Raw genomic sequence first — 2,961 nt, 5'->3', positions numbered from 1 at the left:
AAGTATGCACTAAATTAATTCCGCCAACAGGTTTCAGTTCTTCAATATTCTTCTTCAAACCAGCAATTGCAAGTTCCAGTTTGTTGATTTCTGCAGCAGGATCGAAGACTTCACCACTGTTAGAACCGGTCAAATAACCGCTAACCGCCGTAATCTTAGAACCGATTTCATTGTATGCCAGTTTTGCCGCATCTTCAACCTCTATGGCAGCGATATAGTCGGTCACGGCCTTATTGGTAGCCAACGCTTTCACCTCAGCCGCATAATCCGGAGTCAAAGCAGCTACAACAGCATTCCAGGTAGCCTGACGTTCTTCATTATTCGCAATATTCTCTTTAATAGCATTAATCTGATCCTGGGCTTTGGCAACGGCCTTTTCCTGAGTATCAATTTCCCCCTTCAAGGTTGTGATAACCCCCTTAACTGTAGCAAGTTTGTTTTCTGCCATCCATAATTCCGTAGTTGCATTATTCAAAGCTCTATCAGCAGTAGCCAATACCTCTTGCGCATCCTCCAACTTCAATCTTGCAGCATCCGCTTTTTCACCGGCAGCTGTTTGTTTAGCCGTTTCAGCCTCAATTACGGCATCAGCAGCCTTAATGGCAGCCTTGGCTTCCTCCAATTTCTTGTCGGCCCTCGTAATGGCAGCAGTGGCAGCAGCAATATCCTTCACTGCTTGGTCAATTCTATCTTGAGCGGCTTTCTTTTCTTCATCGGTAGTAGCAGCAGCCTTATCAGCCTCAGCTTGAGTTTTTGCAGCTTCAGCGTTAGCTTTGTTCGCCGTAGCGGTTGCTTTCTCTGCCGTAGCGGTTGCTTCCTTAGCTTGAGCTACTTCTTTTTCTGCATTTGCAGCATTTATAGCTCTTTGCGCAGCCTGCATTTCCTCAGTATACCCGGCTATTTCTTCATTCACGGCATCACGAGCCGCCTCAGCTTTATCATACTCGGCTTGAGCAGCATCCACAAGAGCCTGGTTATCCTTAACGGCTTTTTCAAAGGGAGCCACTTCAGACTCTTTGGTGGCCAAATCCGCTTTTTTCTCAGTCAAAAGAGCTTGCGCACTCGCCAACACTCCATAAAGACCCGTAGCCTCTGTGGTAGCCGTAGCTTCAACACCTAATTGCTCCATCGCATAATCTACATACGTGTTATAATATTTAGTCATAACATCGACCGCCAGATTAGAAGTCACTTTATAATAAGGAGCCCACAATTTAGCATTTTTAGAAAGTTCCGTAAGTTCTTCAGCAATAGGAGCACATGGAAGCCACCGATTATCCATCCATATCTCAAAACAAGGAATACTAAGATAAATGATATGATCATCTACCTCACAATAGACATTGTCCGGTAGCAAGCCTAATTCTTTAGCGGCATCCACCTTTTCCCATGCAACATCCCATTCCCCTTTATTTGCCAACCAGTACCGGTCAAACATACTATTACGATTCATTTCATAATACTTCTGCACCGCAGCCACAGCCTTCACAGGAGAGGTTCCTTCTGTTTTATAATCGTATGAGGCAATCAACTCGTCATTAGTTTTTTCTGCTGTAGCTCTTGTACTCTTCGCAGCCTCCCACGCAGCAAAAGACTCATATTTTTCCTGTTTCAAGCCCTCCAGTTCGGCACTCAATTCATTCCGGTCTAATCCACTATAACCTTTCCAAGCTACGATTTCCGCTTCCTTCTGCTTGATCTGCGCTTCGTACTCGATAGTCTTTTCTTTAATATAATTGTCTATAGTCAAAGCATAAGCCTGCATACGAACCAAATCATATTCAGCACCTGCTTTTTTTTGTTTTAAATCAGACAAACCTTCCGCAGCCTGAGAATAAGCCATATACAATGCCGCAAGTCGGGTCTCTACCTTATCCAAGAATTCCTGTTCCGACTGCAAAGCATTTTTCTTAGCCTCCCACATTCTTTCATCATACTCAGCCTTAAGAGCTTCCAATTCTGCGTTAAACTTTTCTTTAGACTGGCGTATCTCTTCTTCAACTTTACTTGTCAAAGCCTCTTGATACTTTGCAAGCGCTTCTTTGTATGCTTTTTCCGCATTAGCAGAAATCAGCAATGCCTCAGCCTCGGCTTTTGCTTTCTGAGCCAAGGCACTCAATTGTTCAGCTTTCGCCTTACGCACATCCGTTACCGACTGCGATTCATTGTCGTCCACGCAAGCACCCAATGTCAACGCACCGAGCAACACTGCCACCATCATGAGTTTCTTTTTCATAATCGTAAAGTTTTGTATTAGTAAAACATGTGTTATGTAAAATATGATACTTCCTTCCGGGAAAGGATATCCTATAAAACGTGTTCTCTTTAGGTAAGAATATTACTATACACATCAAATAAAACCCCACACTATTTTTGCAATCTTTTTCTTTTGCAACACAATTAACTTTATTTCATAATATAATCGTTATCGTTTAACTTTTATTTGTTTACCCGCCTACAAATATAAAAATAATAAATCAATATGCAATAAAAAACAAAGAATTTATCACTAAAAAATGATGATTTACAGGAAATAAGTTATATTTTGTAACGGTTTTCCGTTACAAAAATAGAGCGGAACAATTAAAAAGTGTTTCAAAAGGCAGTACCCTAAAATCCATTTCCGCCTATCATCGCACAACAAAAGTATATATTTACGAATAGCGCCATTAAACACATCAATTAAATTGAAACAACACAAATTGTCTGTCAAAAGAATTATCAGCCCCAACAATAATGTAAACTATATTCATCACAACAGAGAAACAGGAACAAATCATAGCAGGATAGCAACAGAAACAAGCCTGTTATCCCCAAACCGCCAAGTAGAACAACAGACGGGAAACCGCATTTATCTTTTTGACTTGCTTGCTTTATTTCCATAAAAAGATTAACCCTAAATCCCCGTCTGCCTTATACCTTTTATACTGACAGCTTATTCAACGCTTCGTCCCAGGTACG

At 41.3% G+C, this 2,961-nt stretch carries 1 protein-coding gene; it reads right to left on the bottom strand.

The window, feature by feature from the left end; translation table 11 throughout:
• The coding region (locus HMPREF9446_RS17940; RefSeq protein ID WP_009126124.1) for a coiled-coil domain-containing protein at nucleotides 1–2,236 on the bottom strand (2,236 nt) is incomplete at its 3' end.
• Nucleotides 2,237–2,961: the final 725 nt, after the last annotated feature.

Source organism: Bacteroides fluxus YIT 12057, from assembly GCF_000195635.1.
Lineage (GTDB): Bacteria > Bacteroidota > Bacteroidia > Bacteroidales > Bacteroidaceae > Bacteroides > Bacteroides fluxus.
The sequence above is the reverse complement of the archived record's forward strand: the minus strand, read 5'-3'. Positions and strand labels throughout refer to the sequence as shown.